Raw genomic sequence first — 5,002 nt, 5'->3', positions numbered from 1 at the left:
ACAAAAAGAGCCCTAATCACAAAGTGATTAGAACTCGAATTTAGTTTCACCAACAACAGTTGACGAAGAGCCTAAATTCTGGGATCAAAACGCCTATTGGTCCAGTCTCATTTTTAGAATCACTTATTTCGTGATAAAGACGTACAATGTTGAGGTCGAGTACCCCAAACTAAACCTGATACCATTTGAATGGAACGTCGGAGCAGTGGTTGAACTCGACTTTTTTGCTTTAGCAGACTTTTGAAAGTCCTTTAGCACATGTTTGGCGTTGGCACCAACACTATCCGCCAAAATGGAGAATGACATGATAAATGGTTTGAGGTCCTTTTTGTGTTTTAAACTTGATACGGGTACCATCATTGCAATTCCAAGTACCTGATCATTGTTCAAATTGGCCCGTAGCGTCAGCTTATCCGACGAAATTAAATTGTGAATACCGGATTTCGGGGATGCTGGCAGCAATTGATCAGCCACGCTCGTTTTTGCCTGTTTCATCGCCGGGGCGAGTTGGGCTTGGGTTTGCTTCAATTTGGCAGCTTCCGCTTGTAATGTGGCGGCTTGCTTAGCCTTTTGCTGCATGGCGGCCATTCCGGTTGCCTTGCTGGCTTTTAATGCCTGGGATTTCTGCTTCAGTTCAGCTGCTTGGGCTGCCATGCCCCTGGCCAACTGCTGATCCTTTTTGGAAAGGGCAGTTCCCGTGAGTGCCTGATTATACGAAGCCCGCACTTTGTTGTAAGTTGAAATAACGTCCGCTTTGGCAACGTGGACTGTTTGCCGTTTCCCATCAGCTGACAAGTGAACAGTTTGTTTGTAGTCCTTGGTGGGAACACTGATCACGAAGGCGCCATTGGTGGTCTTCGTGGATTTCTTTGCGCCACCATTAATCGCATAGTGAACTTTTGCCTGATTGCTTTTGCCTTTAACCGTCACGGCGAGGGCATTAGCACTTAAATGATGATCTGAAACGGTTAGTGTGGGTTTGCCACAGCCACTCAGCAATAGTGTTAACGAGGCAGCTGCAAACAATAAACCGATGATTTTCTTCATTAGTAGCTTCCTCCTAATCAAATGACACGTCGTCTGAGAATTGACTGTTGTAAAGGTCTGCATAGAACCCGTTTTTGGCCAACAGTTCATTATGCGTTCCAGTTTCCACAACGGCCCCGTGATTCATCACGATGATATTATCTGCATTCTGAATAGTCGACAATCGATGGGCAACCACAAAGCTGGTCCGATTTTCCAGCAACTGACTCATTGCATGCTGGATCTGAACTTCGGTCCGGGTATCAACAGAACTGGTTGCTTCATCCAAAATGAGGATTTCAGGATCGGCAACAAATGCTCTGGCAATTGTGATTAACTGGCGTTGGCCTTGAGAAATGTTTGAGGCGGATTCATTCAAGACGGTATCGTATCCTTTTGGCAGCTTGCGAACAAATTCATCTACATGGGCTGCCTTAGCGGCGGCGATAATTTCATCTTTGCTGGCATCCTCGCGCCCGTACTTGATGTTGTCATAGATTGACCCGGTGAAGAGCCAGGTATCTTGAAGCACCATGGCAAAATGGGATCGGAGTTTTTCTCGGTCCAAGTCACGGGTATCAACGCCTTTGAGACGGATGCTGCCGCCTTTAACATCATAGAAACGTTCCAACAAATTAATGATGGTAGTTTTCCCAGCACCAGTCGGGCCGACAATGGCAACCTGTTGGCCAGGCTTAACGGCTAGATTATAGTCCTTCATCAGCAACTCATCTTCGTAACCGAACTGAACATGTTCCAACTCAACCAAGTTATCGGTATCGTTTTCAACGGGTCGATTAGCTTTGGTAATCTTCATCTCTTCTTCATCGATGACTTCAAACACCCGCTCGGTAGACGCAATCGTTGATTGAATGGTGTTCATAAGGTTGGCCAACTGGGAGATTGGCTGTGAAAATTGGTTGGTATACTGCAGGAATGCCTGGACATTACCAAGCGTCACAGTTCCGTTAGCAACTTGAATACCACCAACAACGGCGACGAATACATAACCAATGTTGTTCAAGAAGATCATCAGGGGCATGATAATTCCGGAAATAAACTGGGCTTTCCAAGCAGCCTGATAGTACTTCTTATTTTGAACTTCGAACTGGTCAATGGTATCTTTTTCTTTATTAAAACTCTTGAGGACAATCTGGTCAGCGTAATTTTCTTCAACCTGGTTGTTTAACAACCCCAGGCTCTTTTGTTGGGCGGCAAAGTACTTCTGTGATCTGGGGGCAACAATGCCAACAATCACTAAGCTCAACGGGATGGTTACTAATGCGATGAGGGTCAGCTTCCAGCTAATCGTAAACATCATCCACAGAGTTCCAATAAAGGTCACAAAGCTGGTAACGGCTTGAGTTAGACTCTGCTGAAGGGTACTGGCGATGTTATCCATATCATTGACAGCCCGGCTCATGATATCCCCGTTACTATGGGTATCATAATATTTGATTGGCACGAGGCGCATCTTTTGTTTCATTTGCCGCCGTAATTTATAAACGGTATTCTGAGAAATTCGGGTCATGATGTATTGCTGCAGGAAACTGAAGATTGCGGCAGCCAAGTACATCACAATAACGATCAGGATAATTTGAAAGATTTTCTCGTAGTTAATCGGCAATGAGCCAATCTCGAAGCCAGCTTTTTGTTGGGCGTTGCCTTTCATTAAACCTTTGAAAATTTCAGTCGTTGCTTCCCCTAAGATCTTGGGGGTTCTGATTTGGAAGATGACACTGATAATGGCAAAAACCATTACCAGCACTAACCCAATCAGCCGGTCCTGCATGTAATTCAACAGCCGCCTTGTGGTTCCCCAGAAGTTATGAGGCTTTTGGACAACGCCCTGAAAGCCGCCACGGCCGCCATGATTTTGGTTAGTTGGTTGAGGAGCAGTCTCTTTTTCAGCCATTATTTTTCATCCTCCTCTCGTAATTGTGAATGAATAATTTCTTGGTAAACCTTGTTGGTGGCCCGCAATTCATCATGAGTGCCCTTACCAACCAATTTACCATTATCCAATACTAAGATGAGGTCAGCATCGGCAACTGTGGCGATTCGTTGAGCAACGATGACCGTGATGCTCTGTTGGATGTGTTTGTCGGCTCGTAAAGCTGCCCGCAAATCGGCATCGGTTTTGAAGTCCAATGCAGAAAACGAATCATCGAAAACGTAGACGGACGATTTTTTGACCAAGGCTCGGGCGATTGCCAACCGTTGTTTTTGGCCGCCAGAAAAGTTGTCACCGCCTTGTTCAACCTGCATGTCGAGGCCGGCAGGATCTTCTTCAATGAAGTCCTTTGCTCGGGCAATGTCTAGTGCATGCCAAATTTGATCGTCGGTAGCGTTCTCGTTACCATATTTCAAATTATCGCGGACACTTCCAGTGAAAAGGGTGGCTTTTTGGGGAACCAATGAGATTTGATTCCTGAGGTCGACCATTGAGAGGTCCTCAATGTTATGACCATCCAATTCGATGTCGCCTTTATCAACATCATAGAAACGGGGAATCAGGCTGACCAGGGTGGTTTTCCCAGAACCGGTCCCACCAATGATGGCAATTGTTTGGCCACTGTGGGCTTCGAAGTCGATATCACTTAGGGCGGGAAGTTCAGCGTTATGGTAACGATAGTCTACGTGATCAAATTTTAAAGTATGATTTTTAGCATGAGGATCAAGCACGGCCGGCTTAGGTGCTTGCTTCATGGTTGATTTTAAATTCAGAACGGTCTGGATTCGTTTGGCAGATGCTTGGGCTCTTGGGATGAACACAAAGACCATTGATAGCATCATGAAGCTCATCAGAATCTGCATTGCGTAACTCATGAACGCAATTAAGTTACCAACCTGCATGGCTTGGCTACCAATTAATTTGGCACCGAACCAAACAATCGCAACGTTAGTCCCACTCATGATCAGGGTCATAACTGGAAATGCCAAGGCGATGATTGTGTTGACTTTGATGGCGTTGTCAGTGTAATCACGGTTGGCATCTTCAAAGCGATTCTGTTCGAATTGATCCTGCCGGAAAGCCCGAATGACTCGGACGCCAGTCAGTCCTTCACGGAAAATTCGGTTGATTTTATCCGTCTTGGTCTGCATTGCTCTAAACAGTGGTACAGAGAAGTATAGCAACAGGCCAACAAAAACGATCATGATTGGTAAAACAATTAAAAAGATCATCGTCAATTGGTGATCCTTGGTGTAAGCCAAGAAGCTGGCACCGATCAACATGATTGGGGCCATTAACATCATCCGCAGCATGATAATGGCGACGTTTTGAATTTGGACCACATCGTTGGTTGTCCGGGTAATGAGAGAAGAGGTTTCAATCTGGTCATACTCATCTTTTGTAAAATTGATCACTTTACGGTAAACGTCGCTGCGTAAATTTTGACCGAGCTTTTGAGAAGTTCTGGCCGCCAGAAATACGTTGCAGATCGCCGCAAAAATACTAACAAGTGAGAAACCGGCCATTTCGGCACCGACTTTCCAAATATATGGAATGTCTCCTTTGGCAACCCCGTTGTTAACAATGTCGGAGGTGAGGCTGGGTAAGTTCAAGTTCGCAATCACTTGAACGCACATAAACAGGACTGCTCCGAGGACTGCCAGGTACGAGATCCGGTTCTTAGCAATTTTCAGCATGTTGGGACTCCTTCCAGGTTCTTTTCGAATCATTATTTGTTACTTAATTAGGTACCGAACTATGTTACTGCTCAATATGGAAAAATACAAGCCATAAATAGATTGTTTTAGCAAATCGATAAATTCCATTATGAACTATTCTGCAATAAAATTCACGTGTTTATATATAAGTCTGTCTAACCAATATATAATAGAAGAAAAGACAACCAGCTGTTATGACAGGACTTCGTAAAAGAGAAGAGGTAAAATTGACCTATACCCCCAAAGTTAAAGTAAAAACTTTAGCTTTGGAGGTATTTTTTATGACTAAGATTTCAAAAGAAAC

At 44.6% G+C, this 5,002-nt stretch carries 3 protein-coding genes; all 3 read right to left on the bottom strand.

What is annotated here, in order from left to right:
• Positions 1-123: 123 nt before the first annotated feature.
• The 3 genes from QUF07_RS13160 to QUF07_RS13150 are packed head-to-tail and all read right to left on the bottom strand — an operon-like array spanning position 124 to position 4,677.
• Positions 124-1,047 carry an HlyD family secretion protein gene (locus QUF07_RS13160; RefSeq protein WP_217163908.1) on the bottom strand — a complete coding sequence of 308 codons (924 nt, stop codon included), beginning with the start codon at positions 1,045-1,047 and terminating at the stop codon, positions 124-126.
• 13 nt (positions 1,048-1,060) lie between these two features.
• Complete coding sequence (locus tag QUF07_RS13155) at positions 1,061-2,941, bottom strand: ABC transporter ATP-binding protein (protein ID WP_289427845.1); 1,881 nt, start codon at positions 2,939-2,941, stop codon at positions 1,061-1,063.
• Complete coding sequence (locus tag QUF07_RS13150; protein ID WP_217163912.1) at positions 2,941-4,677, bottom strand: ABC transporter ATP-binding protein; 1,737 nt, start codon at positions 4,675-4,677, stop codon at positions 2,941-2,943. The genes QUF07_RS13155 and QUF07_RS13150 overlap by 1 nt, the downstream gene beginning before the upstream one ends.
• Between the last annotated feature and the right edge of the window lie 325 nt (positions 4,678-5,002).

Origin of the sequence: Lentilactobacillus sp. TOM.63 (assembly GCF_030361045.1) — a bacterium.
In the GTDB taxonomy this organism is placed as follows: Bacteria; Bacillota; Bacilli; order Lactobacillales; family Lactobacillaceae; genus Lentilactobacillus; species Lentilactobacillus dabitei.
Note: the sequence above shows the minus strand (reverse complement) of the source record. Positions and strands in the feature narration are given on the sequence as shown.

Excerpts from the sequence above, each read along its gene's own strand:
- QUF07_RS13160 (WP_217163908.1), bottom strand. The coding sequence starts at position 1,047 with ATGAAGAAAATCATCGGTTTATTGTTTGCAGCTGCCTCGTTAACACTA.
- QUF07_RS13155 (WP_289427845.1), bottom strand. The coding sequence starts at position 2,941 with ATGGCTGAAAAAGAGACTGCTCCTCAACCAACTAACCAAAATCATGGC.
- QUF07_RS13150 (WP_217163912.1), bottom strand. The coding sequence starts at position 4,677 with ATGCTGAAAATTGCTAAGAACCGGATCTCGTACCTGGCAGTCCTCGGA.